A 26,172-nucleotide genomic window follows, 5' to 3' on the forward strand; every position below is an offset into this window, starting at 1 on the left:
CCCGCACCCGCAAACACAGAGGGAGCAGACGATGGCCGAGTCAGGAACAGAACTCTTCGAAGCGATCCGCCGTGACCACCGCGCCGGCGACAGGCTGCCGAGCTCCCTGGCCGCCCGGCACGCCGTTTCCCGCCAGACGGTCAAGGAAGCGATCACGACCGTGCTGCCCCTGCCCCATTTTCTCCCGGCCGACGAGGAGGACCTGGACCAGACCCGTCAGTTCCTCGATGCGCTGCTGGAAGAAGACCAGGCCAAGGCACCCGAGGAACGCCGCTCGGTCTTCGAGCTGTATGAGGAGCTGAACCTCCGTACCGACAGGCTCCCGGTGTCCTACCGGTGGGTGTGGGAGTACATCACCGAACGCCGCTCCCAGCAGCGGGCTCTGCGGTCGGCTCCACTGCTTCCTCGCGAGCACAACATCATCGACCGGGGGATTCGTCCGGTACGTCTCCGAGTTCGTCGCTGGGTGGTGGCCCTACCTGTACGCGACCTGGCGGACGACGTACGGGCAGGGCCACGGGCACGGTTCGCGGTCCGCCCCGCCGGTCAGGCGAGCGTCGTTGCGACGTCGACCGGGTTGACCAGGGTGTCGCGGATGGGGGAGCGCTTCTCGACGAGGGCGACGAGTTCCTCGATCTGTTCGCGCGGGGTGTCCGGGGCGTCGACGTCGAGGTGGACGCGGATCTGCTGAAGGCCCGGGCGGACGGTGGGGTCGATGCCGAGGAAGCCGCGGAGGTCGATGTCGGCTTCGAGTGCGAGGCGGAAGCCCTTGAGCTCGATGCCCTGTGCCGCGGCGAGGGCGGCGAGGGTGACGGTGTAGCAGCCGGCGAGCGCCTGGAGCAGGTATTCGGCGGGCGAGACGGCGGTGTCGGTGCCCAGCAGTGCGACGGGTTCGTCGCTGCTGATCGTGTACTTCGCGACGCGGGTCTCGTCCCGCTCGCCGCCCGTGGTCAGGGCGCCGGTCTGCGCGGTGAGGCGGCAGCCGCCCTGCCAGGCGCCGTTGACGGAGAAGGTGGCCTCGCCGAGCCTGGGGTCGGCCTCGACGGCGGTCGTCGTCTCCTTCAGGGCCTGGACGTCGATGTCGTTGATCAGAGACATGGGTGCTGGTTCCTTCGCTGAGGTGAAAAGGGGTTGAAGGTGGCGCGGGCGCGCCGGGTCAGGTGGTCGTCTCGGGGCGGTCGGAGTGGGACCAGTGGGTGTGGAAGGTGCCGGGGCGGTCGGTGCGCTGGTAGGTGTGGGCGCCGAAGTAGTCGCGCTGGCCCTGGAGGAGGGCGGCGGGCAGCCGGTCGGCGCGCAGGGTGTCGTAGTGGGCGAGGGCGGCGGCGAAGGCCGGGGTGGGGATGCCGCGGCGGACGGCGGAGGCGATGACCTCGCGCCAGGGCACCTGGGCGCTGGCGATCTCGCTCGCGAAGGTCTCCTCGGCCAGCAGGCTGACGAGCTTCGGGTCGGCGGCGTGGGCGGCGCGGACGCGGTCGAGGAAGGCGGCGCGGATGATGCACCCGGCGCGCCAGATCCCGGCGACGGCACCGAGGTCGATGGTCCAGCCGTACTCGGCGGCGGCGTCGCGGATCATCGTCCAGCCCTGGTCGTAGGCGATGACCTTCGAGGCGTACAGGGCCTGTTCCACCTGGGCGGCGAAGCGTGCGGCCTCGGTGCGGCTGAGCGTGGGGCGGGTACCGCCGGGCAGCCCCTGGTAGGCGGTGCGCAGGTCGTGCTGGGCGGAGGCGGCGCGGGCGAAGGTGGCCTGGGCGATGGCGGTGACGGGGGTGCCGAGGTCGAGGGCGGTCTGTACGGTCCAGCGGCCGGTGCCCTTCTGGCCGGCGGCGTCGGCGACGATGTCGACGAACGCCTTGCCGGTGGCCGCGTCCGTGTGGGCCAGGACTTCGGCGGTGATCTCCATCAGGTAGGAGTTGAGACGCCCGGCGTTCCAGGTGCGGAAGATGTCGCCGATCTCGGCAGGGGTGTAGCCGGCGACCTGGCGCAGCAGGTCGTACGCCTCGGCGATGAGCTGCATGTCGGCGTACTCGATGCCGTTGTGGACCATCTTGACGAAGTGTCCGGCGCCGTCGGTGCCGATGTGGGTGCTCATCGGCTCGCCGTCGACGTGGGCGCTGATGGTCTCGAACATGGGGCCCAGGGCGTCGTACGCCTCGGCCGAGCCGCCGGGCATGATCGACGGTCCGTTCAGGGCGCCCTCCTCGCCGCCGGAGACGCCGGTGCCGACGAAGTGGATGCCCGCCTCGCGCAGTGCGGCCTCGCGTCGGCGGGTGTCGAGGAAGTGGGCGTTGCCGCCGTCGATGACGATGTCGCCCGGATCGAGCAGCGGGGCGAACTCGTCGATGACGGCGTCGGTCGCGGCGCCCGCCTGCACCATGATCATCAGGCGGCGGGGGCGTTCGAGGGCGGCCACGAACTCCTCGGGCGTTTCGGCCGGGACGAAGGTGCCCTCGTGGCCGAACTCCTCGACGAGTGCGCGGGTGCGGGCCGGGGTGCGGTTGTGGACGGCGACGGTGTAGCCGTGGCGGGCGAAGTTGCGGGCCAGGTTGCGGCCCATGACCGCGAGGCCGGTGATGCCGACGTGGGCGGACGGTGTGCTCATGGTCGTGCCTGCTTTTCGGGGTGGGGGCAGGCCGGGCGGGGCGTGGTGGCCCCGCCCGGTGTCGCGGGGTGGTGCCCGTCGGCGGCCGGTGTGGCCGAGGTGCCGCGGGCTGGGTGCTCCCGCGCCCTGGTGGAGGGGAACCTCACGAGGGGCGGCGGTGTCAGGGCCGGTCCCATGGCGCCCTTGTCGCCCGGGTGCGAGGGCGGAGGGGGCGCGCTGGGGAGGTCGTCCAGCGGACGTGGGGCCGGCAGCGCGACCGCCGGGCCTCCTGCGGAGGCACCAGGGGCAGGAGCGGCTTAGGGGACCGGGGCCGTCTGCTCGGCCTGTTCGAAGAACTTCATGGCCATGAAGCCGTGCGCGAAGCTGCCGCCGGCGCGCAGGGCGGCCGCGATCATGGTGGTCTCGGCGAGTTCTTCCTGGGTCGCGCCTTCGGCGTGCGCGGCCTTGGTGTGTGCCTCGATGCAGTAGGCGCACTGCGTGGTGAGTGCCACGGCCACGGCCATGAGTTCGGTGTACTTGCGCGGGATGACCTTCCCGGCCGCCGACAGAGCCTCGTGGTCGAAGGCCATCAGGGCCTTGAACGCGCCCGGCGCGCCGGCGCGGAGGTTCTTGGCGTACTGGTGGTCGTCGTGGTCGTGGTAGGACACGTGCACTCCTGTGGGGCAGGGACCCGGTCCCCGGGCGTCCTCGCCCGGGGACGGATGACAAGACGGGGCGGGGGATGGTCAGTTGCGGCCGGCCATGACGCCGCCGTCGACGTCCCAGACGGCGCCGGTGACCCAGTCGGTCTGGTCCGAGAGCAGGAAGGCGACGGTGGCGGCGACGTCGTCGGGGGTGCCGGTCCGGCCGATCGGGTGGAAGTCGTTGAAGCCGTCGAGCGCGGAGTCGACGTCGGACTTCGGGATGAACTCCTCGTAGATCGGGGTGCGGACGACGGCCGGGGCGACGGCGTTGACGCGGATGCCGGCCGAGGCGAGCTCCATCGCGAGGTGCTGGGTGAGCGAGTGCAGTCCGGCCTTGGCCATCGAGTACGCCGAGGACGGGGTGGCGGCGATGGCCTGGTGGGCCCACATGGAGCCGATGTTGACGATGGAACCCTTCGCGCCGCTGGCGATGATGTTGGCGGCGACGGTCTGGGTGAGGAAGAAGAAGGCGCGGTTGATGGCCTGGTAGCGGTCGTAGTCCTCGGCCGTGTGCTCCAGGAAGGTCTTCGGGGCGAAGACGCCGGCGGCGTTGACCAGGAGGGTGGCGTCGGCGTGCTCCTCGGTGAGGGTGGCGCGCAGGCGGTCGACGGCGGCCGGGTCGGCGAGGTCGGCCGCCAGGCCGAACGCCTTGCCGTGGGTGGACAGGGCGGCCTCGGCCTCGGCGGCGTTCGCCTGGCTGCGGCCGGTGACGACGGCGGTGCCGCCGGCGTCGAGGACGTGGCGGGCGATGGCGTATCCCATGCCGCTGGTGCCGCCGATGACGATGACCTTCTGGCCGGTGAAGTCGAGGGCGTTGCTGGACATGCGGTGCTCCTGTTTCAGGTGGTGCGGTGTGAAGGGGTCAGGCGTAGGGGTTGCAGACGAGGTAGCCGTCGACGCGGCTGAGTCGGTCCGATTCGGGGTCGGGCGGCAGCGCGTGGCCGAGGTTGTCGGCCCGGACCTCGCTGATCCACTGGTCGTGCTGGTACTCGTGGTTGATGAGCGCGACCAGCAGGTGGTGGGCGACGATGGTCAGCTGGGTGGGGGCGCCGACCTTGCCGGCGGCGATGTCGCCGATGCGGGCGTGGAGCCGTTCGGCGACCGTGTCCCGGAACGTGGCGAGGCGTTCGACGGTCGGCAGGGCGCCGCGGAACTTCTCCGGGTTCGCCGAGTCCATGAGCCCGTCGAGTTCCGGGTCGGGGCTGGGCTCGGCCGCGGTGAGGTTACGGATCATGAAGTGGGCGACGTGGGCCTGGTGGCCCAGGTGCCAGCCGATGGCGCTGGAGTCCTCGTGCGGACGCCAGACCACCTCGTCCGGCGTGAGGTCCTTCCACAGCTCGTCGGTGTAGGCGCGGGCCCGGTCGTAATCGCGCAGCAGCGCGGTGAGCTCGTGCACGGCCGGGGCTCAGGCGGTGTCGTAGAGGCGCACGTCGGGAGCGGCCTTCAGCAGCGGGGACAGGCCGCCGACGACATCGCGGGTGAACAGATCGCTCGCCAGGTACGCCTTCGCGTCGGCGACGGTCTCGAAGCCGTGGAGGACCTGGACGTCCTCGTCGCGGACGAGGAGCTCCTTGCTCCTGGCACCGGGGACGGTGTCGAGGAACGGCTGCTTGTACTTCTCGTACACGCCTGCGGCCGCGACGCGGTTGACCGGGTCCACCTGCAGCGTGATCTCAAGATACGCCATGGTTATGCCTCGCTTGATCGGCAGGGAGGGTGCGGTGCGGTGGGTTCCGCAACGTGCCTGCCAAGTTAGGCATTCCTGGACGGGTCCGGTAGAGGATCTCTCTGAATCAGGCTATAAGCGATGCGTATGGCCCTAGTGGCGGGCGGCCGCGAGGCTGTCGGCGAGGCGGAGCAGGTCCGGGCCGAGCGGGGAGTCGGCGCTCCAGACCGCCTCGAAGGAGATCTGCACCTCGCGGCCGCCGTCCAGCAGCGGCCGGTGGCAGACGTCGGGCGAGGTGAGCTTGGAGCGGGGGACCATCGCCGAGCCCAGGCCGAGCTTCGTCCAGTCCTCCAGGACCTGGTAGCTGGCGGCCTCGCCCGGATAGGTGTTCAGGGGCATCTCGTGCGCCTGGAAGAGCTGGGTGGTGAAGGTGGTCAGGCCGCAGGTGTCGGGGACGAGGATGAACTGCTCCTTGCCGGCCTCCGCGAGCTCGACGGGGGTCATCTCCGCCGTGTCGGGGCTGACGACGACGATCGGCTCGACGTCGATGACCCGGTGCTCGAAGCGCGGCATCGCGGCCACGGCCGGGATGAGGATGATGTCGAGCTGTCCGGCGAGCAGGCATTCGCGCAGGTCCTGCATGTTCGCCTCGCGCAGCACCAGATCGCGGGGCACGGGCAGGTCCTGGACCATGCTGAACGCCCGGGCCACCAGGTGGGAGCCGATCAGCGGCGAGACGCCCATGCGGATCTTCTGCTCACCGGGCTCGGTCAGCCGCCGGGCCTCCGCACCGACGGCGTCGAGCGCGACCAGGGCGCGCTCGATCAGCGGCAGGATCCGGACGCCGAACGCGGTCTGCGTCACACCGCGCGGCGACCGCTCGAACAGCTTGTCGCCCAGGCGCTCCTCCAGCTTGGCGATCCCGTTCGACAGCGCGGGCTGCGTGACGCCGTAGGCGCGGGCGGCGGCGCTGAAGGACTTGGTCTCGGCGACCGCCTGCGCGTACCGGAGCCCTTCGAGGTTCAGGCGGTCCGTCGTCATAGCCATGGCTTATCGCTCCATTCACTGAGGTCCCCTACCGGGCTGGATTTCCTCTGCCTACGGTGGGACTCCTGCTGATTCAGCATAACCAGCAGCTATGAGCATCGTCGTTCGGAACGGAAAGACACCATGTCGGACAGTGTCGTGACCATGGTCGTGACCGAGCCCCGCGGCCCCCTGAAGCCGTCCGTGGCCGAACCGGCCTCGCCACCCGCCGGGTGGGTCCGGGTGTTGGTGGCGGCGAGCGGTGTGTGCAACGCCGACATCGGCACGGCCGCGGCCACCGGCAAGGGCACCGCCTTCCCCGTCACCCCTGGCCACGAGGTCGCCGGTGTCATCGCCGAGATCGGCGACGGGGTCGAGGGCTGGACGGTCGGTGACCGCGTGGCCGTCGGCTGGTTCGGCGGCAGCTGCGGACACTGCAGCTTCTGCCGGGCCGGAGACGTCGTCCACTGCGCCGAACGCAAGATTCCCGGCCTGTCCTACCCTGGCGGCTGGGCGCAGAGCATCACGGTGCCCGCCGACGCCCTCGCCCGTATCCCCGACGGGCTCGACTTCTTCGACGCCGCCCCGTTCGGCTGCGCGGGCGTGACCACCTTCAACGCCGTGCGCAAGGCGGGCATCCGCACGGGTGGCCGGATCGCCGTCTTCGGGATCGGCGGACTCGGACATCTCGCCGTCCAGTTCGCGGCCAAGCTCGGGTACGAGACCGTGGCCATCGCCCGCGGCACTGACCGCGAGAAGCTCGCCCGCGAGCTCGGCGCCCACCACTACATCGACAGCGACGCCCAGGCGCCCGGGGGCGCGCTCAAGGCGCTCGGCGGCGCCGACCTCATCGTCTACACCGCCTCCTCCACGGCCCCCGTCGACGAACTCCTCACCGGCCTCGCCGTGCACGGACAGCTCACCCTCGTCGGCGTCGACGCCGGCTCCGTCACCGTCCCAGCGGCCCGGCTCGTCATGAACGGCCACATTCTCACCGGTCACCTGACCGGCAGCCCGCGCGAGACGGAGGAGGCCATGGCCTTCGCCGTCACCACGGGCATGCGGCCGATGGTCGAGCGGATGCCGCTGGAGAAGGCCGGCGAAGCCGTCACCCGGCTGCGCTCCGGAGCGCCCCGCTTCCGCATCGTCCTGGACACCGCCTCGGTCAGCGGCGAGTAACCAGCCCCCCCTTCCGCCCGGCGCCGCGCCTCAGGCGCGCGGCGGGCGGGCCCCTGCCTTGCCCTGACACTGCGGCTCGGCACCGTAGAAGCCCGATGCCGTAACCACCGACGACAGCGGGGGTTCAGCCTGCTCAGATTGGAGCCACACATGTCCCACCTGGACACCCACGACGTCCTCGTGATCGGCGCCGGCGCCTCCGGACTGGCCGCGGCCACCGCACTGCACGCCGCCGGCCGTGACACCGTCGTTCTGGAGGCCCGCGACCGTATCGGCGGACGCCTCCACTCCGCCGCCACCGCGCATCCCGAGCGGGGCCTCGACCTGGGAGCCACCTGGTTCTGGGACGGCGAGGAGCGCGTACGGTCCCTGGCCGCGCGCAGCGACGTCGAGACCTTCGACCAGCACCTCGCGGGGGACACCCTGCTCCAGGAGACCACCGGCGTACGACGCCTCGCGGGCAACCTGATCGACGCCCCCTCCCGCCGCTTCGCCGCCGGGGCGCAGAGCATCACGGCCGCGCTCGCCGCCGAGCTGCCCACCGGCACCCTGCGCCTGAACACCCCCGTCACCGCCCTCCACCCGGACCGCCAGACCGGCGGCCTCACCGTGCTCACCCCGGCCGGCACGCTCCACGCCGAGCACGTCGTCCTCGCCCTCCCCCCGGCCCTGGCGTTGGAACGGATCGACTTCGGCGACGCGCTCCCCGCCGACCTCGTACGCCTCGCCCAGTCCACCCCCGTCTGGATGGGCGCCGTCGCCAAGGTCGTCGCCCACTACCCCACCGCCTTCTGGCGCGAGGAGGGGCTGGCCGGCGCGGCGTTCAGCAGGACCGGCCCGCTCCAGGAGATCCACGACATGTCCGGGCCCGGCGGCAAGCCCGCCGCGCTCTTCGGCTTCGCGCACGCCCGCACCGTACGGCCCGGCTTCGAGCAGGCGGTGACCACCCAGCTGACACGGCTCTTCGGCCCGGCCGCCGCCACGCCCACCGCCGTCCACGTGCAGGACTGGAGCGGCGAGCGGTGGACGTCCCCGTCCACGGTGCAGCACCTGGCCGACTACTCCCTCTTCGGCCACCGCCTCTACCAGCGGCCGGTGCTGGACGGCCGCCTGCACTGGGCGTCCACCGAGACGGCCACCGACCACGCCGGACACATCGAAGGAGCCCTCGCCGCGGGAGAACGTGCGGCACGAGCCGTCCTGGCGGCCGCCGCCGACGTGGCTGACGGTCTGCGCGCGGCAAGCCGGTAGGTCTTCCCCGGCCACGGCTGTGCCGGCCCTGCCCTGGCGCCGCCCGGTCACCGCATGCCCCGCTCATGAAGGAAGCAGATGACAAACCCCTCCGCCCTCCGGCCCGATATACCCGTCGCCACCGAGCCGCCGCCCCAGCGACGCATCCTGCGCATCCTGGTCGCCTCGCAGATCCTCAGCGGCGCCGGGCTCGCCGCAGGCGTCACCGTCGGGGCCCTCCTCGCCCAGGACATGCTCGGCACCACCAGCCTCGCCGGACTGCCCAGCGCCCTACTCACCGCTGGCTCCGCGCTCACCGCCGTTGCCGTCGGCCGTCTCTCCCAGGCACGAGGCCGACGGCCCGGCCTGGCGCTCGGCTACCTCGCGGGTGCCGTCGGATCGGCTGGCGTGATCACCGCCGCGGCCCTCGACCAGCCCGTCCTGTTGTTCCTCGCGCTGTTCGTGTACGGGGCGGGCACCGCGACCAACCTCCAGGCCCGGTACGCCGGAGCCGACCTCGCCGCACCGGACCGCCGGGCCCGCGCCATCTCCACCGTCCTGGTCGCCACCACCCTCGGCGGTATCGCCGGCCCCAACCTCGCGGCCCCCACCGGCGCCCTCGCCGAGCACCTCGGCATCCCGAGCCTGGCCGGCCTCTTCCTCGTGTCCGGGCTCGCCTACGCGCTCGCCGCCCTCGTCCTCGCCCTGTGGCTGCGGCCCGATCCGCTGCTTCTGGCCCGCACCCTCGCCGAGGCCCGGCCGACCGACGCCGCGCCGGGCGGCCCCGCGAAGGCCCACGCCACACCGGTCGACGCCCGTACGAGCCGCCGCGGCGTGGCGCTCGGCGCACTCGTCATGGTCCTCACCCAGTTCGTCATGGTCGCGATCATGACGATGACGCCGGTCCACATGCACGACCACGGCCACGGCACCGCCGCCTCCGGCCTCGTCATCGCCCTCCACATCGGCGCCATGTACCTGCCCTCACCCCTTACGGGCCGGCTCGTCGACCGGTACGGCCCGATGGCGATCGCCGCGGCGTCCGGCGCCACGCTCCTGGCCGCCGGCCTCCTCGCCGCGCTCGCCCCCGGCGACTCCGTCGTCCTGCTGGCCATCGCACTGATCCTGCTGGGCGTGGGCTGGAACTTCGGCCTCGTCTCCGGCACCACCATGATCACCGACTCCGTACCGCTGGCCACCCGGGCCAGGACCCAGGGAACGGTCGACGTCTCCATCGCCATCGCGGGCGCGGCGGGCGGCATGTCCTCCGGGATCGTGGTCGCGGCTGCCGGCTACTCCACGCTCGCCCTCACCGGCGGCCTCCTCTCCCTCGCGCTCCTGGCCGTGGTGGCCGCGGTCCGCGGCACCCGCTGAACGGCGCCGTCGAGCAGGCCATTGTCAGAGATGCAGGTGATTCAGGCCGGAGCCGTAGGTGTCGCCGACGTGGGAGCTCAGTACGTCCGCGAAGCCCTGGACGTCGTCGGCGCGCAGCCGGGCGATGAGCGCCTCGTGTTCGGCGATGATGTCCGCGCAGCGGGCCAGGAGGGTGTCGCCGTAGCTGAAGAGCAGGAACCGCTGGCGGTCCGCGATCCTGTCGTTGAGTTCGAGCATGACCAGGTTGTCGCCGACTTCGACGAAGGAGCGGTGGAAGGCGATGGTGAGCTCGACGAAGCGGTTGAGGTCGCGGGCGGCGAGCGCCTGCTTCTGCCGGTCGATGTCCTCTTCGAGCCGGTCGGCCAGAGCGGCCCTGCGCTCCTTGGTGGCGCGTTGGACGGCCGTGCTCTCCAGGATGAGCCGGGCGTCGGCGAGGTCCCTGACGGCCTTCTCGCTCAGTCCGCGCACGAGGGCGCCGCGCTTGGGGTAGACGGTGATCCACCCCTCGTCCTGGAGGCGGGCGAGAGCGGCCCGTACCGGGGTGCGGCTGACACCGAGCCCGGCGGCGAGCCCGGCCTCGCCGAGCATGGTGCCGGGCCGGTGGGTTCCGTCGAGGATGCCCTCGCGGATAGCGGCGTAGGCCCGCTCGGACGCGCTCTCGGTAGTCGACACGACCCTATCCTCCACACACCCGGCCCGCCGGTGACCCACCGCCGGATCAGGCACCGTCCGAACATCTCCATCACAGACAGTCACTAGGATACAAGATGCGTGCAACTGGAATGCCTGGCTTGGGCCGGGTGTTGGAGCACGCCAGAAGGCCCGTTCCGGCGGCTCTTCCAGCAACAGAAGGGATCTTCCCGTGCGGCAGATCATCGTCATCGGCTCCGGCCCGGCCGGCTACACGGCCGCCCTCTACGCCGCCCGCGCCAATCTCCGGCCGCTGCTGATCGCCTCCTCCGTGGAAGCGGGCGGCGAGCTGATGAACACCACCGAGGTGGAGAACTTCCCTGGCTTCCCCGAGGGCGTCATGGGCCCGGACCTGATGGAGAAGATGCAGCGGCAGGCCGAGAAGTTCGGCACCGACATCCTCTTCGAGGACGTCACCGCCGTCGACCTGACCGGCGAGGTCAAGAAGGTCACCCTCGCCTCGGGCGAGCAGTACGAGGCGCTCGCCGTGATCTTCGCGACCGGCTCCGCCTACCGCAAGCTCGGCCTTGCGGACGAGGACCGGTTGTCCGGACGGGGAGTCTCCTGGTGCGCGACGTGCGACGGCTTCTTCTTCCGCGGGCGCACGATCGCCGTCGTCGGCGGCGGCGACTCGGCGATGGAGGAGGCGGGCTTCCTCAGCCGCTTCGCCGAGAAGGTCTACGTCATCCACCGCCGCGACAGCCTGCGCGCCTCGAAGATCATGCAGGAGCGGGCGTTCGCCAACGACAAGATCGAGTTCGTGTGGAACGCCGAGGTCGTCGCCATCCACGGCGAGGACGGCGTCACGGGCGTCACGCTGGCCGACACCGCCACCGGGGAGAAGCGCGACCTGGACCTGCAGGGCCTGTTCGTCGCGATCGGCACCGACCCGCGTGTCCACCTCGTGCACGGGCAGCTCGACCTGACCGACGACGGCACGATCGCGGTGGACGGACGCAGCTCCCGCACCAACCTCGCCGGCGTGTTCGCCGCGGGCGACGTCATCGACCCCACCTACCGCCAGGCCGTCACCGCCGCCGCGTCCGGCACGGTCGCAGCTCTTGACGCCGAGCACTACCTGGCCGCCCTGCCGAAGCACCTGCTGGAGCGCGCCACGGCTGCCGCGCCCGGCGATCTCACCACCGCCGGCGTCTGACCGCACAAGGAGAGCCCACCACCATGTCCACCGCCCGTCCCGTCACGGACGCCACCTTCGTTGACCAGGTCCTCCTCAGCGACAAGCCCGTCCTCGTCGACTTCTGGGCCGCCTGGTGCCCGCCGTGCCGAGCCGTTGCCCCGATCCTCGACCAGCTCGCCAAGGAGCACGGGGACAAGATCACGGTGCTCAAGCTCAACGTCGACGACAACCCCGAGACCGCTGGCCAGTACGGGATCACTTCCATCCCCACGATGAAGGTCTTCCAGGGCGGCCGACCGGTCAAGACCGTCGTCGGCGCCCTGTCCAAGCCCGCCCTTGAAGCGCAGCTGGCCCCGTACCTCTCAGCCTGACGCGACGGGCGGCCACCACCCCTTGAAGGCAACCCCTCCACTGCGAAAGGCAGCAACCGTTGAGCACCCTGGAACTCACCAAGGACACCTTCGACGAGGTCGTCTCGAACAACGACTTCGTCCTGATCGACTTCTGGGCCGACTGGTGCCCGCCGTGCCGCATGTTCGGCCCGATCTTCGAGGCCGCCTCCGAGCGTCACCCCGACCTCGTCTTCGGCAAGGTCGACACCATGGCCCAGCCCGAGCTCGCGCAGGCCTTCGACATCCAGTCGATCCCGACGCTCGCGATCATCCGCGACAAGGTCGCCATCTTCGCCCAGCCCGGCGCCCTGCCCGAGAACGCACTGGAAGACCTGATCGCCCAGTCGCGGAAGGTCGACATGGACGAGGTACGCAAGGAGATCGCCGCCGAGCAGCAGAAGTAGCCACACCAGCACGACGGCATCAAGGACTCGCGGGCCCGCAGCACCGGGCCCGCCCGCCGCGACACGACGCACACCACCCCACGAGCACCCCGGGCCGGTCAGCACAGGCCCGTCCCGAGAAAGGCACTCCCTGTGCAGGACCAGGAGACCCACCGCCGCAGCGCCGAGCATGCCGGCGAGGAGCACGCGCCGCGCGGCACGGCGACGGGCCAGGCAGCGACCGTCCTGCGCATCGACGTGTGGGCGGACGTGGTCTGCCCGTGGGCGTACATCGGCAAGCGGCGCCTGGAGAAGGCCCTGGCCATGCCGGTGCTGGCCGGTCTGACCACCGAGGTGGTGTGGCGGCCGTACCGGATCGACCCGACCGCACCCGCCCACGGCACCCGGCTGGACGAGACCTCCGCCGACGTGGCCGACGGCGCCCCGGCCGCCTGCGCTGTCGCTCCCTCTCCGACGGACGGCCCGGGGCTCGTGTCCCGGATCGCCGCCGAAGAGGGCTTCGGCCCCGGCTGGGGAGAGGTCTGGCGGACCGGCAGTCACGACGCGCACCGCCTGGTCGCCCTGGCCTACCAACACGGCGGCAGCGCCCTGCAGGGCGAGGTCGTCGAGCAGGTGATGAAGGCCCACTTCCTCGACGGGAGCAACATCGGCGACCGCGCCCTGCTGCGCGGCATCGCCGAGCATGTCGGCATCCCCGCCGCCGGCACGCTCCTGGATGACGACCGCGCCGACCGCGAGGTGCGCGAACTCCTCCTGATCGGCAAGGCCCGTGGCATCGCGACCTCGCCCACCTTCGTGGTCGGCGACCGGGCACTCGCCGGCGCCCAACCGCCCGAGGTCATCGTCGACTTCCTCACCGCGGCCGCCGGCGTACGCCCCCGCGAGCTGCCGGAGGAGGTCCAGCGGCTGCGCTGGGCGGAGTCCCTGCTCCAGCAGCGCGACCCCCTGGGCGCCCTCACCCTGCTCCGGCCGCTGCTCGACCATCACGGCGACGACCTGAACGTCCGACAGCTCGCCGCCCGCGGCTACTTCCACTCGGCCCAGCTCTCCCAGGCCCACGACGTGCTGCGCCGGCTCGTGGACGACTGCCCCGACGACTCGTACACCCGGCTCATGCTCGGCCGCACCCTCCAGCGCCTCGGCAGAAGCGACGAGGCGGCCATACACCTGAAGATGGCCGCCGCCATGTCCCCCGACCTGACCTGACGGGCCGCCTCCGCGAGCCCCTCGCCGAACGAAAGACCGCCCATGTCCCTGGAAGCCGCCGACTACACCGGGCAGACCGCGTGCGACAACGGCACGCACTCACCCCTGCGCGACTTCCTGCGCACCGAGACCGGCAGCGCCGCCGTCCTGGTGACGGCGGCGCTCGCCGCGCTCGCCTGGGCCAATACGGCACCAGCGACGTACGAGGCGTTCTGGCACACCCACCTGTCCTTCCATCTCGGCACACACGGGATCTCGCTGGACCTGCGTGTGTGGGTCAACAGCGGCCTGATGACACTGTTCTTCCTCGTCGTCGGATTGGAGGCCCGCCGCGAGTTCGACATGGGCGAGCTGCGCGAGCGTAAGCGGCTGGCCCTTCCACTCGCCGCCGGCCTCACCGGCATGCTCGTGCCCATCGCCCTCTACCTCGCCGTCAACGCCGGACACGAGACGGCAGGCGGCTGGGGCGTCGCGATGTCCACCGACACCGCCTTCGCGCTCGGCCTGCTGGCCGTCGTCGGCCGCCGCATGCCGCCCGGCCTGCGCATGTTCATCCTCATGATCACGGTCGTCGACGACTTCCTCGCCCTTGGCGTCATCGCCTTCGCCTACAGCGACCACATCGCCCTCCCCGCACTGCTCGCCGCCGCCGGCACCTTCGCCACCATCCTCCTCGTACGGAAACTCGGCGTACGGCACGGCGCCGTGTACGCACTGCTCGGCGTCGTCGCCTGGATCGCCCTGCTCGAATCCGGCGTCGACCCGGTCGTGATCGGCCTCGCCATGGGGCTGCTCACCTACGCCCACCCGGCCAACCGCGCCGACCTGGAGCACGCCAGCGGCCTGTTCCGGCTCTTCCGCGAACAGCCCACCCCCGAGCTGGAGCGGCACGTCCGCGTCGGCATCGCCTCGGCGATCTCCCCCAACGACCGCCTGCAGCGTCTGTACCACCCCTGGACCAGCTATGTCGTCGTCCCGCTGTTCGCCCTGGCCAACACTGGCATCGAGATCAGCGGCGACCAGCTCGCACGCGCCGTCACCTCACCCGTCACCCTCGGCATCCTCCTCGCCTACGCCCTCGGCAAGCCGCTCGGCATCGTCGCGGCGTCCGCGCTGACCACCCTCGCCTCCCGAGGACGGATCCGCCTCCCTGTCGGCTGGGGCGCCGCCACCGCCGCCGGCACCCTGTCCGGCGCCAGCTTCACCGTCTCCCTGCTCATCGCGACCCTCGCCTTCGACGGCCCCCGCCTCGACGAGGCCAAGATCGGCATCCTCGGCACGCTGCTCCTCGCTCTCGTGACCTCCCGTCTCGTCTCCACGGGCATCGCCCTGCTGCCGCCCGAACGACAGCGCCGCGCCCTGCTCGGCAAGGCAGAGACCCTCACCGACCTCGCCGTCCCCGTCGACCCCGACCGCGACCACATCCGAGGCCCGCGCCACGCCCCGGTGACCGTCGTCGAGTACGGCGACTACGAATGCCCCCACTGCGGCAAGGCCGAAGCGGTCGTCCGCGAACTCCTCGCCGACTTCGGCGACGTCCGCTACGTATGGCGCCACCTGCCGCTGGCCGACGTCCACATCCACGCTCAACTCGCCGCCGAAGCAGCCGAAGCCGCCGCCCTGCAGGGCCGCTACTGGCAGATGCACGACCTGCTGATCAGCCACCAGGGCGCGCTGGACGCCGACGACCTGGTCGTCTACGCCACGGGCATCGGCCTCGATGTGCCCCGCTTCGAAAAAGACCTTCAGGCCCACGTCGGCGCGGCCCGGGTCGCCGAGCACGTCGAGTCCGCCGACCTCAGCAGCGTGGCCGGCACACCCACCTTCTTCGTCAACGGCCGTCGGCACCACGGCGCCTACGACATCACCAGCCTGACCGCCGCCGTCCGGGCCGCCCGCGAACGCGTCACCGCCCCACCGAGAGGTGGCGCAGGGAGCTCGGCTACGAGTGCCAGGATCCGTGGTCATTCGGCGACGACCGGCTCGCCGTCCGCTTCCCGTACGAGTGGCGGGACGCCAGCGGCGGGTACCGGCGTTCCTGCGGCAAGGAACTGCGGGAGTTCGACGCCGCAGGTCTGACGCGCCGGCGTGAGGCGGGCATCAACGACGTACCGAACCGGCGCAGGGCCGGGGAACAAGATGATGCAGCCGCTGACCGTCCCGAGCTGGTCGCGATGGACGCATCGACGGTTCAAGACGCGGGTCCCGAGCCCTTATCAGTCCCTCTCGGGCCGGTTCCTGGGACAGGAGAGGAGACCGTGTGGGACGCCTTGAGGGCAGGCGGGTGAGTGGTCTTCCAGGAGCACGATGCTGTACTGCGCCAGGTGCTGGGTCAGCCACTGACCCCGCCGGAGGCAGGCAGATGAGTGTCGTCCACCCCAGATCGGCCAGGGGCTGATGCCCTACCGACGGAACCGGTGGCGGTCCGCCCGTACCGAGGTGACGCGTACCTCGTTCATCGATGAGCACGACTGGATCACTGCGGACCGCGTCCGACCGGATCGGGGAGGCCCGTCCCAGGTGAGCTGGCCTTCGAAGCTCCGCCCCCTACTAGAAGATCTACTGTTGTGCGGCGTGTTCGCCGTTTTGCGGCCGCTGTGACCCAGGGCGCGCGACGATGAGCTGTGATGCCGGGAAATGAGCCTGCTGAAGGAGGCCGTGGAAAGAATGGCGATCGGCGCTGACCATGTACACGCTGCGGCCACGGTCCGCCGTCGGCAGCGGCAGTTCGTGCCGCCGTCCGAGTTGTACCCGGTTGGGACCAGGGTTGACACTGCCCTGGTGGACCAGCTGTTCTACGCGACGGTGGACGAATGCCCTGACCCCCACTGCCGTCCGCTGCTTCTCGACCGCGTCGCACACGATGTGTGGTCGACACGCAAACTGGTCGACTGGGCATGCTTCATCACGTCGGAGACGTACTGCGGGCTTCCCGCGGAGCTCGTGGACGAACAAGCGTCGGTGGATACTGTTTTCCGTCCCTCGGCCACCTTCCGCCGACTCGCCGCGGAGTACCACAACTCCAAGGCGATCAACGCCATTTACGACGCGTGCACAGCCGCCGAGCTCCGGGAAGCGGCGGACACCGCCGTCGCCCTGGTCGACGGACTCCAGGTGTGGGGAGCGGACTTCCTCTACCAGTGACCTCCCTTCTGCCCCGCGGCGTTCAGCCGGTTCTCCCAAGGACCACCTGATGGCCACCGACACCAGCTCTGTCGCCCCGGACCGCCACCCGCCTCTGGCCGACGCCATCGCGCCCGTCCGCCGTATGCTGCGCTCCGGTCAGCAGGCGGCGGTTCACAGCGGGCTACGCGGCCCCAGGAAGCCGGGTTCGCTTGGCTGCATGGTGTTCGCGTGCGGCGCCGGGAAGAAGCTGATCGCCCTGCGGATGGCCGAGGCCCTCGATACCCGGTTTCTGCTGGTGTGGTGCCGTCCCGGGATCTGATCGGCCAGCGGGCCCAGGCCGCCCGTGCGGACGCCCGCCGCGAGCCGTTGATGGCCGTGTCCTCACTCGGGGCACACAAGCATCCCGTGCTGGCCGAGGCAGGGGCGGTGTCCGCGGGTTCGGGGGAGTGCCTGGCGCACTGGCTGGCCCAAAAGGTGCCAAGAAGAACGAGCCGGCGACCGTGTTCGTGACCCTCGACTCGCTCCCGCGGATCGAGGAGGTCCAGCGCTCCGTCTTCCCGGCTGCGGTCTTCGATCTCGCGATCGTGGATGAGGCACACGCACCGCAGGCAGCTGGGGCAAGGGCTGGACGGTGATCCATGACTCCTCCCGGATCCGCACCTGTATCTGACCGCGACGCCGGCCGCACCTGGCCGAGACCCCGGATGCCCGCCCACGCTCGAAACGGACCTTGTACCGGCCTGGGGAGCCCCGTCCCTGATCGCCTCCCCAGGCAGGCCGTAACGGCCACTCAACCTTCGCTGCGAGAGATCGGTCTGCCGGGCCCCTGGAACGCCATTACCTGAAATGCACGCCACATGTACGCTGCTCGTACGTTAAATGTACGCGAATCGTGCGGTTCATGGGTTAGGCTCCAGGTCGGGAGGTGTTCCATGTCCGAGTTGTTCGACGCTGTCGATGCGCTGCTCGCGTCCCGCGCGGTCCTTCCGCCGCCGGCGGAGCGCAAGCGGTTGCGTGTCGCGCACGGCCTGACGATCGACGAGGTGGCCACCGCGCTGCACGTGCGCCGGGCGACGGTCAGCGGCTGGGAGTCCGGCAAGACCGAGCCGCGGCCGCCGGAGCGTGACGCGTATGCGCGGCTTCTCGACGGGCTCGCGAAGCTCTACCCCGCCCCGGTCAACACCGGTGCGGCGGAGGAGGACACGGCGGGGCCGGCATCGTTCGCCGGCCCCGTGGCCCCTATGCCGGAAGCTCGGGCTCTGCCCACAGGCCCGGCCCGTGGGGCTGCGGCCATGACGACGGCACACGAGAACACCCAGACCGCTGCCCCCACCGCCGCTCCGGCGACCGCATTCCGTCCGGCGCGCACCGCCAGGCCGACGTCGACGTCGCACCGTCCGGGCACGCGGAAGGCGACCCCGGCCAAAACCTCGGCGGGCGGCACCGATCCGCGGTTCGAGAACGGTCCGCTGGCGGTCTTGGACGTCGACGCTGACGGGCAGGTCCTGGCGTACTGCACGGGCGGCCTGGTCCTGGACGTGCCTGCCAAGTCGCTGCCGTCCCTGGTGGACTGGACGCTGCATGAGGCGAAGCTCGGTCAGCCGAAGCTCTCCGGCCCGGGCAAGGACGCCGACCCGCTGCTCGTGCTCAGCGAGGCCGCGCTGGTGCGCTACGGCTTGCCGACGACGCTCACGGAGCAGGAGCGGCTCGCCGGTCGCCTTCCGGAAGGCCACAAGGTCATCAAGCAGCTGGTCCGCGCGGAGTGGAAGCTGACGAAGAGGGGCTTCGGGCCGTGGGCGCGGATCTACCGCCCCGCGACCGGTTCGGAGCGGGCCTGCGTGCAGCTGTGCATCCCGTCGTGGAACGCGCTGGACACCCGGCACTGGCGCGACGCCGGGCAGCTCCCGCCCGCGGAACTCGCCCGGCTGTTGGGCGTGTACGCGTCCCGGGTGATGACACCGCGCGGCTCCACAGCCGTCACCGGCCTGGAGCTGATGACCGCCCTCCACCCGCCGACCCGCGCCTCTGAACCAGACGCGACAGGCAGGCGGCACTCCGAGCACAACCCCGGCAGCCTGGGCAAAGACCCGGTGGACTGCGCCCCGTGCGAGGCGCCCGACGGGCACCCGCTCCTGGCGGACCTGCCGCGCTTCCACGTCCGCGGCCCGGCGGAGAAGCTGTTCGAGGAGGCGTACGACTGGGCGCGGCCGATGACGGATGCCGAGTGCACCCTGCGGCACCTGGTCGGCATCGACGTGAACCTCGCGTTCGGAGCGGGCGCCAACGGCCTGATCGTCGGCCTCGGAGCACCCACCCATGTCAAGAACCCGGTCTTCGACCCGAAGCTGCCTGGCTCGTGGCTGGTGGACCTGTCCCACGTCGACCTGTCCCGGGTGAAGGTCGCCAAGGACACGTGGGCGGATCTGGACACGAGTCTGCTGCCCAGCCCGTTTACCCCGAAGGGCGACCGTCCCGAAGGACCGGCCTGGTACGCCACGCCCACCGTCGCCTACGCCGTGGAGCTCGGCTACGACGTCGTGCCGATCGAGGCATACGTCCGGTACGACAACGGCCGCTACCTGGACGCCTGGTACCAGCGGCTGCGCGATGCCTACCTCGCCACGATGGCCGACCTCGGCGTCGACGCCGACCTGTCGCCGGCCGACTTCCTCACCGCGATGAACGGCTACAAGAGCCGCGACCCGGAGCTGGCCATCGTCGTCTCGGCGGTCAAGGCCACAGTCAAGGGCGGCCTGGGCAAGCTGCGCGAGCGTCCGCGCGGGGAGGGCTGGCGGCCCGGCGAGCCGTGGCGCGCCCTGTCCCGCCCGACCTGGCGGCCCGACATCCGCGCGGCGGTCATCTCCCGCACCCGGATCAACCTGCACCGCAAGATCGTCAAGCATGCGGCGTTCACCGGGCAGTACCCGGTCGCGATCCTGTCCGACTGCGTCGTCTACGCGGCCGACGGCACCAGCCCGCTGGACTTCCTGCCATATCGCGAGGGCAAACCGCTGCCCGGCGGCTTCAAGCTCGGCATCAACCCCGGCCTGGTCAAGCACGAAGGCACCCAGACCGTCCTGTGGGGCGAAGAGGTCCGCGACCGGTTCAACGCCCCGGAGCTCAACCTCGCCCGGTACATCAAGGACGGCACCGTCACCGACGTCGACACCGGAGAGTAGGAGAAGGGCACGATGAGCCTGTTCGGGGATGGCCTGGATGCCGCGGTGCACAAGGCGTTCACCCGCCCGGCGCCCAAGAGCGCGCCCGCGCAGATGCGGTACCTGGTCAAGCAGCTCAAGGGCACCAAGGCGGTCGCCCAGATGCTGCACATCTCCCAGCGCACCGTCGAGCGGTACGTGAAGGACCAGATCAAGAAGCCCCGCGCCGACCTCGCTGCGCGCCTGGAGCGTGAGGTGAAGGCCCGGTGGCAGCCGCAGATCAGGGCCAAGGCCCGGCAGAAGGCGGCCACGACCGGCGGCATCGTCATCGACACCCGGGCCCGCATGGGCTACACCGCGCCGATCGGGTCGACGGACCAGGACCGCATCCGGCACCTGACCGTCGCCCTGCCCCCGCAGTACGCCGCCCGCCTCTTCGAGGCCCACGAGGCCGGCGCCAGCGACCAGCGGCTCCAGGAGATCGCCGCCGAAGCGCTCAAGGAGGTGTACTTTCAGGACAACGGCCGCCGCGCCGGAAGCCTGGAGGAGGTCCGTTTCACGGACATCGAGCACCTGGAGTTCGGGCTCTAGCTGTGCCATCTCATGAGGTTGGTTCCACCGGTGTTCGCTGCGTCCGGCCGTGGTACGTGGTGCTGGAGCCGCCTGACGGGTCTGGCCGGTCGGGTGGTCACGGCGCCGAGAACAGTCCGGGCCCCGGATGGGGGGACCCGTCGGCGCCGGCTCCGTTCGTGACCCGGAGGAACTCCAGCCTTTCGGCATCGAGGGAGCCCGCGGCCACGGTGTAGACGACGAGGCGGATGTCGCAGCCCGGGACGGTGAGCACATCGCAGTCGCACGTCACCTCGCCGACCTGCGGGTGCAGGACGGTTTTGCGGGCCGAGACATGCAGACCGACCGCGCCCTCGTCCCAGAGGCGGGCGAACTCCGCGCTGGTGGAGCGCAGTTCCTCCACGAGCTCGACCAGGCCACGGTCGTGGGGATAGGTGACGAGAGCGGCGCGCAGATCGGCGACGAGGGCGGAGGTCAGGGTGTCGCCTTCCTGCTGCACGGGCCAGGCGGCGAGCCCGGTGGGCCCCGAGGCGAAGACCGCCCGCACCAGGTTCCGCTTGGCGTGCGTCCGCCCGCTGGGGTCGCCCAGCAGCGCCGCCCATGCCGGAGTCCAGGACAGCAGGGTCCAGTCGGCGCTGAACACGCCCACGGGGAACTCCCCGAGGCGAGCCAGCATCCGCTGGACTCCCGCCGGGACATGCGTGGAGATCGTCCCGTCGTGCGGGGGCAGGAGGCCGGCCAGCCGGTACGCGTAGTCGCGCTCCTCGGGCCCCAGCTGCAGTGCTCTGGCCAGACTCGCGACGACCTGCGCCGAAGGGTTCGTGGCGCGCCCCTGTTCGAGCCGCACCACATAGTCGACCGAGAGTCCGGCGAGCTCGGCCAGCTCCTCGCGCCTCAGCCCCGCCGCACGCCGTCCGGGCCGCGCGGTCCGCCCGATGTCTCTGGGGGAAAGCCGGTCGCGCCAGCGGCGCAGTGCCGTGCCAAGGGTCTCGTCCACTCGGCCATTGTGTCCGCCGGACGGCCGCTGTGCCTGGTACCGGCAGTCCTACCGTCGCAGAGGGCACTGGCTCTCCTCTCGGCGTCGGCCGAGAGTGAACGCATGACGACCACATTCATCACAGGTGCCAACAAGTCCCTCGGATACGAGACCGCCCGCCGACTGATCGACGCAGGCCACACCGTCATCGTCGGCGCGCGCGATCCCCAGCGCGGCCAGGAGGCCGCCGACGCGCTCGGTGCCCGGTTCGTGCAGATCGACGTGACCGACGACGCGTCCGTGACCGCGGCCGTCGCCGACGTCAGGGCCCGTGAGGGGAGCATCGACGTCCTGATCAACAACGCGGGAGTCTTCGGCACCCACAACGCCGCCGACCAGATCACGGCCGCCGACGCCGGCGCGGTGTTCGAGGTCAACGTCGTGGGGATCGTCCGTGTCACGCACGCGTTCCTGCCCCTCCTGCGGAAGTCCGCGAACCCGGTCATCGTCAACGTGTCGAGCGGCATGGGCTCCTTCGCGGCCACCCACGACCCCGAGCGCGTCGAGGGCCGGGCGATCGCTCCGCTCTACACAGCGTCCAAGGCCGCCGTGACCATGCTGACCACGCAGTACGCGAAGTCCTGGCCGGACGTGAAGGTGAACGCGGCCGACCCCGGCTACACGGCGACCGACTTCAACGGTCACAGCGGCCCGCAGACAGTGACCGAAGGGACCGACGCGATCGTCGAACTCGCCACCATCGGAGCGGACGGGCCGACCGGGACCTTCCGTGACCGGCACGGCGCGATGGCCTGGTAGAGCCCCGGACAGTTCGGAGGAAGACGGCCGGTCCGCCACTCTTCCTCGACAGCGACAGCGACAGCGACAGCGACAGCGACAGCGACAGCGACAGCGACAGCGACGCGGCCGACCGGCCGGAAGATCTGACCGGCGGGCCGAGCGCGTCGATATGACAGTCGTTATAGAGCGGTGTAATCTCCGTCTATAACAGTCGTCATAGGAGGTTTGTTGTGACCGTTATTACCGTGAACGCCCCCAAGGGCCGTCTGAGCCTGGAGCAGCGCCGGAAGCTGGCCGAGAGCCTGACGGACGCGGTGCTCGTGCCCGAGGTGGGGCAGTTCGCTCCGCCCGCGCGGGTCGGGTTCCAGGTGCACTTCGTCGAGCGCGAGAGCGACATGATGGCGATCGGAGGGCGGCTCCTTGCGGATGCCGGGCCGGAGGCCGACGTCATGGTCATCGACGTGGCGGTGATGGACGGAGACTGGCGTCAGGAGGTCAGGACCGAGGTCATCGAACGTCTCCTGGCCGCGATGGCCGAGGCTTGCGGGCTCGCCGAGCCGGCGCCCGCGTGGTGGGTCAACTTCCGTGTCATCGACGAGGGTAGCTGGGGCTCGCGCGGCGGCGTGCTGTCCGTCCTCCCCCTCCTCGACACCGGCGTGTTCACCGATGAGAAGGCCAAGGCCATCCGCGCCCACCTCGGCGCCTGACCCAGCTCGCGCCCATGCCCCCGGCCATCCCCATCGGAGAGTGGCCGGGGGCAGGGGTGTGAGCTCCCGCCCCTTACGCGGCGGCGGTGATGAGCTTCTTGAAGTCGGCGTACATCTCACCGGCTGCCGCGTCCACGGATGGGATGAGGGCGTCGAAGTGGAGGAAGGCGTGGATCAGCCCGGGGTAGCGGTGCAGGCGTACCGTCACCCCGGCCGCACGCAGGACGTCGACGTAGGCCAGGGTCAGGTCGCGCAGGGCGTCGTTGTCGCCCTGGCCGACGACAGCAGGTGCCAGACCGCGGTGATCATCGGCCCGCAGCGGGGATGGAGGGAACTGCCTGGCCAGGGTGGGGTCGTCGTTGATGTACGCCTTGAGGCAGATGTCCAGGTCGGACGCGGTCAGCATGTAGCCGTGGGCGTTCTCGGCCAGGGAGGGGTATTCGGGCCCCCTGGTCAGGTCGGCGCAGGGGTAGACGAGGAGCTGGGCGGCGACGGGGATGCCTTCGTCGCGGAACGTCAGGGCGACCGAGGCGGCGAGGTTGCCGCCGGCGCTGTCCCCCGCGAGGGCCAGCGGACCGCCGCCGAAGGACTCGGGATGCCGGGCGACGTGGCGAGATACGGCCAGGGCGTCCTCGTAGGCGGCGGGGAAGGGGTGCTCGGGGGCGAGTCGGTAGTCGACACTGACGACGACCGCCTCGACGTCGCGGCACAGTCGGCGGCAGATGCTGTCGTGGGTATCCAGGTCCCCTGCGACGAAGCCGCCGCCGTGGAAGAACACCACCGTCGCGGCGGTCCCGGCCTGTCGGGGCCGGTAGACGCGGACCGGGACCCCGGCCACGGTGTCATCGGTGACGGAGTCGACCATGAGTGGCGGGTTGGGCGCGGCCGCGAGCGTCAGCTTGCGCAGACCTTCGCGGGCCTCCGCGAGTGTGGGGGGCGTGGCGGGCTCCGGACCGCCCAGGCCGAACTCCTCCATCAGGGCCACGATGGCCGGATCCACGGGCATGGCAGCACGGTCCTTTCTGGGCGTTACAGGATGAAACGCAGCGTAACCGGCCTGTCGATCAACGGCCATCGAGAGCCGAACCGTGTCCTGCGCGCCCCCTCGCTCAGTCCTTGACGGTCGTCGCGATGAGGGCCTGCAGCTGTTCGGCGGTGCGGTCGAGCGGCCGCGTGCTGCGCTGGGCGCGGCACATGGCGACCGTGCCCTCGACGGCCGCGACGATGAGCGTCGCGAGCTGCGCGGCCCGCTCGGGCTCGGCGCCGTGTGCCCGCAGCGAGTCGGCCAGCAGGAGTTCCCACTGCTCGAAGACCTCCGCCGCGGCCGTCAGGGCGGGCGGGATCTCGTCGGCCGGTGGCTCCTCGATGGCCACGGCCAGGACGGGGCAGCCGGCGTGGAAGTCGCTCTCGACGACGATCTTCCGCCACAGGGCGAGAAAGGCCCGCAGTCCCGCGGCCGGGCCCGCTTCCAGTTCCTTGCGCAGACTGCGTGCGACCCACTCGCCGGTGTAGCGGACGGCCTCGGTGGCCAGCTGTTGCTTGCCCTCGGGGAAGTAGTGGTAGGTCGAGCCGAGCGGCGCCTTGGCGTGTTTGGCCATCTCCCGGATGCTCGTGGCGCTCAGCCCTCGGCGGCTGATCATGTCCGCGGCTCCGGCCACGATCCGCTCCCGCGACGGCGTGCTGCTCTTGGGCACGTGGGCACTTCCCCTCTGGCTATAACGTCCGTCATAGTCTACCGTGACTCGCGTCTATAACGATTGTCATAGGAGCTGCCATGCCAATGATCCGGTTGACCGCCCCGGCCGGCGCCCTCAGCGAGGAGGGCCGCACCACCGTTCAGCGTGATCTCGCCACCGTCCTGCTGCACTGGGAAGGGGCGCCCGACACGGCCTTCTTCCGCGCCCAGGCGTGGAGCTATCTGGTGGAGCTCCCCGGTGGCGCGCAGATCACGGCGGAGGATGACGCGCCGCGCTTCCTGGTGGAGGTCACCGTCCCGCAGGGGGCCCTGTCCGAGCGGCGCAAGGCCGGTCTGGTCGAGGACGCCACGAAGACCGTTCTGGCCGCCGCCGGCCTCACCCCGGACGACGCCCTGCGGGTGTGGGTTCTCATCCACGACCAGCCCGACGGCACCTGGGGCGCGGGCGGCTCCGTCGTCCGCTACGCCGACCTGGTCGCGCTGGCGAAGGGGCAGCGGGCCGATGCGTGAACTGACCTACATCGCCCGCCGGACCGTCGAATGGCGCGAAACATCCGACCCGAAGCTCCGGTCGGACGGCGAGGCGATCGTCGCCCCGGTCGCCGCGACCTCCTGCGACGTTGACTCCGCGATCTTGGCCGGGCACGGCTTCATCGACCCTCCGTTCGCTCTCGGCCACGAGTGCGTGGCCCGGGTCGTGGAGACCGGCGACGCCGTCACCACCGTGGCCCCCGGTGACCTGGTCGTCGTGCCGTGGTCGATCAACTGCGGCACCTGCGATCACTGCCGTACGGGATTGACCGCGCACTGCGCCTCGGTCCCGCACATGGCAATGTACGGCGCGCCCATCGGCGGCAGCTGGGGTGGGCTCTTCTCCGACCTGGTCCGCGTCCCGTACGCGGACGCCATGCTGGTGCCGCTCCCGTCCGGCCTCGACCCGGTCGCCATGGCCTCGGCGAGCGACAACTGGTCCCTGTCCTGGCGCCTTGTCGCCCCGCACCTCAAGTCCCGCCCCGGCGCCAGGGTCCTGATCGTCGCCCGGGGCAGCATCGGCCTGTACGTCTGCGACATCGCCCGCGCGCTGGGCGCCTCCGACGTCCTCTACGTGGACCCCGACCCCGAACACCGCAAGCTCGCCGAGAGCTTCGGCGCCCGCACCGCCGAGACCCTCGAACCGGTCCGGCACGGCTTCGACCTCGCCATCGAGGCCACCGGCCGCGTCGACCAGCTCGCCCTCGCAGTCAACTCCCTCGCACCCGAAGGTATCTGCGAGTCCGCCGGCAACCACTTCCGCCCCGGCGAACTGCCCCTGCTCGACATGTACCTCACCGGCGTCACCCTGCGCATCGCCCGCGACAACGTCCGCGCCCACATCCCCGACGCCCTCGACCTCGCCGCCTCCGGCACCGTCGCCCCCGAACGCGTCGTCTCCCACGTCCTCGACTGGGAGGACCTGCCCGCCGCCCTGCCCGAGAAGCACCTCAAGCCCGTCTTCGTCCGCCACACCACCCCGCCCCCGGCCACACACTGACCGCCCCCTCGCACTCCGCG

The 26,172-nt window shown here is 71.1% G+C and carries 28 protein-coding genes and 1 pseudogene; 17 read left to right on the forward strand and 12 right to left on the reverse strand.

Going from position 1 to position 26,172, the window contains the following annotated elements; all coding sequences use genetic code 11:
• Positions 1-40: 40 nt before the first annotated feature.
• The 8 genes from ACFVGS_RS24700 to ACFVGS_RS24735 form a co-directional block, all read right to left on the reverse strand.
• Positions 41-415, reverse strand: a complete 375-nt coding sequence (locus ACFVGS_RS24700) for a hypothetical protein (RefSeq protein WP_385693694.1) — start codon at positions 413-415, stop codon at positions 41-43.
• Positions 416-546: 131 nt separating this feature from the next.
• Entirely contained in the window at positions 547-1,098 is a 552-nt protein-coding gene (locus ACFVGS_RS24705; protein WP_385693695.1) for an OsmC family protein, read from the reverse strand.
• Positions 1,099-1,156: 58 nt separating this feature from the next.
• Positions 1,157-2,599 carry an NADP-dependent phosphogluconate dehydrogenase gene (gene gndA, locus ACFVGS_RS24710; protein ID WP_385693696.1) on the reverse strand — a complete coding sequence of 481 codons (1,443 nt, stop codon included), beginning with the start codon at positions 2,597-2,599 and terminating at the stop codon, positions 1,157-1,159.
• Positions 2,600-2,895: 296 nt separating this feature from the next.
• Positions 2,896-3,246, reverse strand: a complete 351-nt coding sequence (locus ACFVGS_RS24715; RefSeq protein ID WP_384407754.1) for a carboxymuconolactone decarboxylase family protein — start codon at positions 3,244-3,246, stop codon at positions 2,896-2,898.
• Positions 3,247-3,324: 78 nt separating this feature from the next.
• On the reverse strand, positions 3,325-4,107 hold the full coding sequence (locus tag ACFVGS_RS24720; protein WP_385693697.1) for an SDR family NAD(P)-dependent oxidoreductase: 783 nt from the start codon (positions 4,105-4,107) through the stop codon (positions 3,325-3,327).
• 37 nt (positions 4,108-4,144) lie between these two features.
• Positions 4,145-4,678: a DinB family protein gene (locus ACFVGS_RS24725; protein WP_385693698.1), complete on the reverse strand. Its 534-nt coding sequence runs from the start codon at positions 4,676-4,678 to the stop codon at positions 4,145-4,147.
• Between the two features lie 9 nt (positions 4,679-4,687).
• Positions 4,688-4,969: a hypothetical protein gene (locus tag ACFVGS_RS24730; protein WP_385693699.1), complete on the reverse strand. Its 282-nt coding sequence runs from the start codon at positions 4,967-4,969 to the stop codon at positions 4,688-4,690.
• A gap of 132 nt (positions 4,970-5,101) precedes the next feature.
• Positions 5,102-5,995, reverse strand: a complete 894-nt coding sequence (locus ACFVGS_RS24735; RefSeq protein WP_384407746.1) for a LysR family transcriptional regulator — start codon at positions 5,993-5,995, stop codon at positions 5,102-5,104.
• Between the two features lie 123 nt (positions 5,996-6,118).
• Here ACFVGS_RS24735 and ACFVGS_RS24740 point away from each other — a divergent pair, with 123 nt between their 5' ends.
• The 3 genes from ACFVGS_RS24740 (at position 6,119) to ACFVGS_RS24750 (ending at position 9,757) form a co-directional block, all read left to right on the forward strand.
• Positions 6,119-7,153 carry an alcohol dehydrogenase catalytic domain-containing protein gene (locus tag ACFVGS_RS24740; protein WP_385693700.1) on the forward strand — a complete coding sequence of 345 codons (1,035 nt, stop codon included), beginning with the start codon at positions 6,119-6,121 and terminating at the stop codon, positions 7,151-7,153.
• 150 nt (positions 7,154-7,303) lie between these two features.
• Positions 7,304-8,404, forward strand: coding sequence for a flavin monoamine oxidase family protein (locus ACFVGS_RS24745; RefSeq protein WP_385693701.1), 1,101 nt, complete (start codon positions 7,304-7,306; stop codon positions 8,402-8,404).
• A 78-nt stretch (positions 8,405-8,482) separates the two neighbouring features.
• The gene (locus ACFVGS_RS24750; protein WP_384407740.1) at positions 8,483-9,757 is read left to right on the forward strand and encodes an MFS transporter; all 1,275 of its coding nucleotides are present in this window, start codon (positions 8,483-8,485) and stop codon (positions 9,755-9,757) included.
• Between the two features lie 24 nt (positions 9,758-9,781).
• Here the strand turns inward: ACFVGS_RS24750 and ACFVGS_RS24755 are convergent, their stop codons facing one another.
• Positions 9,782-10,429, reverse strand: coding sequence for a GntR family transcriptional regulator (locus tag ACFVGS_RS24755; protein WP_384407738.1), 648 nt, complete (start codon positions 10,427-10,429; stop codon positions 9,782-9,784).
• A gap of 190 nt (positions 10,430-10,619) precedes the next feature.
• On the opposite strand from ACFVGS_RS24755, the gene trxB reads away from it, so the two are divergent.
• The 10 genes and pseudogenes from trxB to tpg all read left to right on the forward strand — a co-directional run bounded on the left by trxB (position 10,620) and on the right by tpg (position 20,462).
• Positions 10,620-11,603, forward strand: coding sequence for a thioredoxin-disulfide reductase (gene trxB / locus ACFVGS_RS24760; protein ID WP_384407736.1), 984 nt, complete (start codon positions 10,620-10,622; stop codon positions 11,601-11,603).
• Between the two features lie 23 nt (positions 11,604-11,626).
• A complete protein-coding gene (trxA, locus tag ACFVGS_RS24765) occupies positions 11,627-11,956 on the forward strand; it encodes a thioredoxin (RefSeq protein WP_384407734.1) in 330 nt (109 codons plus the stop codon).
• Positions 11,957-12,015: 59 nt separating this feature from the next.
• The gene (locus ACFVGS_RS24770) at positions 12,016-12,381 is read left to right on the forward strand and encodes a thioredoxin family protein (RefSeq protein WP_384407732.1); all 366 of its coding nucleotides are present in this window, start codon (positions 12,016-12,018) and stop codon (positions 12,379-12,381) included.
• Between the two features lie 132 nt (positions 12,382-12,513).
• Complete coding sequence (locus ACFVGS_RS24775) at positions 12,514-13,587, forward strand: DsbA family protein (RefSeq protein ID WP_384407730.1); 1,074 nt, start codon at positions 12,514-12,516, stop codon at positions 13,585-13,587.
• A gap of 42 nt (positions 13,588-13,629) precedes the next feature.
• Positions 13,630-15,666, forward strand: a complete 2,037-nt coding sequence (locus ACFVGS_RS24780) for a Na+/H+ antiporter NhaA (protein ID WP_385693702.1) — start codon at positions 13,630-13,632, stop codon at positions 15,664-15,666.
• Positions 15,552-15,875, forward strand: a pseudogene (locus ACFVGS_RS24785) (DUF1348 family protein); the annotation flags it as partial. The gene ACFVGS_RS24780 and the pseudogene ACFVGS_RS24785, both read left to right, overlap by 115 nt.
• Before the next feature lie 349 nt (positions 15,876-16,224).
• Positions 16,225-16,731, forward strand: coding sequence for a hypothetical protein (locus ACFVGS_RS24790; protein WP_385693703.1), 507 nt, complete (start codon positions 16,225-16,227; stop codon positions 16,729-16,731).
• A 49-nt stretch (positions 16,732-16,780) separates the two neighbouring features.
• A complete protein-coding gene (locus ACFVGS_RS24795; protein ID WP_385693704.1) occupies positions 16,781-17,032 on the forward strand; it encodes a hypothetical protein in 252 nt (83 codons plus the stop codon).
• Between the two features lie 613 nt (positions 17,033-17,645).
• Positions 17,646-19,892 (forward strand): telomere-associated protein Tap, encoded by a 2,247-nt coding sequence (gene tap / locus ACFVGS_RS24800; protein ID WP_385693705.1) that lies wholly within the window; start codon positions 17,646-17,648, stop codon positions 19,890-19,892.
• 12 nt (positions 19,893-19,904) lie between these two features.
• Positions 19,905-20,462, forward strand: coding sequence for a telomere-protecting terminal protein Tpg (tpg, locus tag ACFVGS_RS24805; protein WP_385693706.1), 558 nt, complete (start codon positions 19,905-19,907; stop codon positions 20,460-20,462).
• 97 nt (positions 20,463-20,559) lie between these two features.
• Here tpg and ACFVGS_RS24810 read toward each other — a convergent pair whose 3' ends face one another.
• Positions 20,560-21,438, reverse strand: a complete 879-nt coding sequence (locus ACFVGS_RS24810; protein ID WP_384407718.1) for a helix-turn-helix transcriptional regulator — start codon at positions 21,436-21,438, stop codon at positions 20,560-20,562.
• Positions 21,439-21,540: 102 nt separating this feature from the next.
• Between ACFVGS_RS24810 and ACFVGS_RS24815 the strand changes: the two genes are divergently transcribed.
• Entirely contained in the window at positions 21,541-22,236 is a 696-nt protein-coding gene (locus ACFVGS_RS24815; protein WP_384407716.1) for an SDR family NAD(P)-dependent oxidoreductase, read from the forward strand.
• Between the two features lie 212 nt (positions 22,237-22,448).
• Positions 22,449-22,925, forward strand: coding sequence for a 4-oxalocrotonate tautomerase family protein (locus ACFVGS_RS24820; RefSeq protein WP_384407714.1), 477 nt, complete (start codon positions 22,449-22,451; stop codon positions 22,923-22,925).
• 73 nt (positions 22,926-22,998) lie between these two features.
• Here the strand turns inward: ACFVGS_RS24820 and ACFVGS_RS24825 are convergent, their stop codons facing one another.
• Positions 22,999-23,931 (reverse strand): alpha/beta hydrolase, encoded by a 933-nt coding sequence (locus tag ACFVGS_RS24825; RefSeq protein WP_384407712.1) that lies wholly within the window; start codon positions 23,929-23,931, stop codon positions 22,999-23,001.
• Between the two features lie 103 nt (positions 23,932-24,034).
• Positions 24,035-24,619, reverse strand: coding sequence for a TetR/AcrR family transcriptional regulator (locus tag ACFVGS_RS24830; protein WP_384407710.1), 585 nt, complete (start codon positions 24,617-24,619; stop codon positions 24,035-24,037).
• Positions 24,620-24,699: 80 nt separating this feature from the next.
• Between ACFVGS_RS24830 and ACFVGS_RS24835 the strand changes: the two genes are divergently transcribed.
• Complete coding sequence (locus ACFVGS_RS24835) at positions 24,700-25,131, forward strand: 4-oxalocrotonate tautomerase family protein (protein ID WP_384407708.1); 432 nt, start codon at positions 24,700-24,702, stop codon at positions 25,129-25,131.
• Positions 25,124-26,152: a zinc-binding dehydrogenase gene (locus ACFVGS_RS24840; RefSeq protein WP_385693707.1), complete on the forward strand. Its 1,029-nt coding sequence runs from the start codon at positions 25,124-25,126 to the stop codon at positions 26,150-26,152. The genes ACFVGS_RS24835 and ACFVGS_RS24840 overlap by 8 nt, the downstream gene beginning before the upstream one ends.
• The last annotated feature ends 20 nt before the right edge of the window (positions 26,153-26,172 follow it).

Origin of the sequence: Streptomyces sp. NPDC127114 (assembly GCF_042677525.1) — a bacterium.
Taxonomy (GTDB): domain Bacteria; phylum Actinomycetota; class Actinomycetes; order Streptomycetales; family Streptomycetaceae; genus Streptomyces.